This window comes from Streptomyces pseudogriseolus, assembly GCA_002154585.1.
In the GTDB taxonomy this organism is placed as follows: Bacteria; Actinomycetota; Actinomycetes; order Streptomycetales; family Streptomycetaceae; genus Streptomyces; species Streptomyces pseudogriseolus.
In genome coordinates this window covers 1-710 of sequence record MUNG01000658.1, presented here as the reverse complement: position 1 = coordinate 710, position 710 = coordinate 1, and the positions used below count along the sequence as shown (strand labels likewise).

The 710-nt window shown below is 67.4% G+C and carries 1 pseudogene; it reads right to left on the bottom strand.

Annotation, left to right across the window (positions count from 1 at the left end):
• Positions 1 to 23: 23 nt before the first annotated feature.
• Positions 24 to 612 (bottom strand): annotated as a pseudogene (locus tag CCN29_RS33870) (DUF5753 domain-containing protein); the annotation flags it as partial.
• Positions 613 to 710: the final 98 nt, after the last annotated feature.

The following is a 710-nucleotide window of genomic DNA, read 5'->3' as shown; positions in this document are numbered from 1 at the left end:
GACTCCGCCTGAGCCCGTGCGGTTCATGTATCCCCCAGAACTTGTTCGATGAAGGCCAGTGACTCCCGCGCGCTCAGCGCTTCGGCTCGGATGATGCCATAGCGCAGTTCAAGGATGCGCAGCTGACGGGGATCCGTGACAGGGCGGCTCCCGAACTCGTCGTCCGCCCGGCCCACCGCCGTGCCGTCCTGGAACTTGAGCACCTGGATCCGTCCTCCGGTTCCGGGGTGGTCGCCACGGGATGTCGGCATCACCTGGATCTCGACGTGCCGCAACCGGGCCAGCGCCAGAAGGTGTTCGAGCTGCGCCCGCAGGACCTCCCTGCCTCCGACGGGGCGNNGCCCTCTCCAGCTCGTCCTCCGACAGAGCCGGCCGCCGGGTACTCAGCAGCGCCCGGGCGTACTCCTCGGTCTGCACGAGCCCGTGCAGGTTGTGGCTGCCGTACGACAGGATCTCCACCGCCTGGCCTTCGAGCTTGGCCAGATCCCGCACCTTCTTGGGGTACCGGACCTTCGCCACGTCCTCCTTCATCGCGGCGATCAGCCCGCCCGCCCCCAGGACCTCGTCCGCCTTCTCCAGGTACTCGGGCCGAGGGATCCGCCTCCCGTTGTCGAAGACGTTGCCGCTGACCTGCCAGTAGCCGGCCTGGTCGGTGTAGAAGGTGCCGAGGACGTCCTTGGAGTCCTCGAAGTAGTTGTTGTCGACCTTGG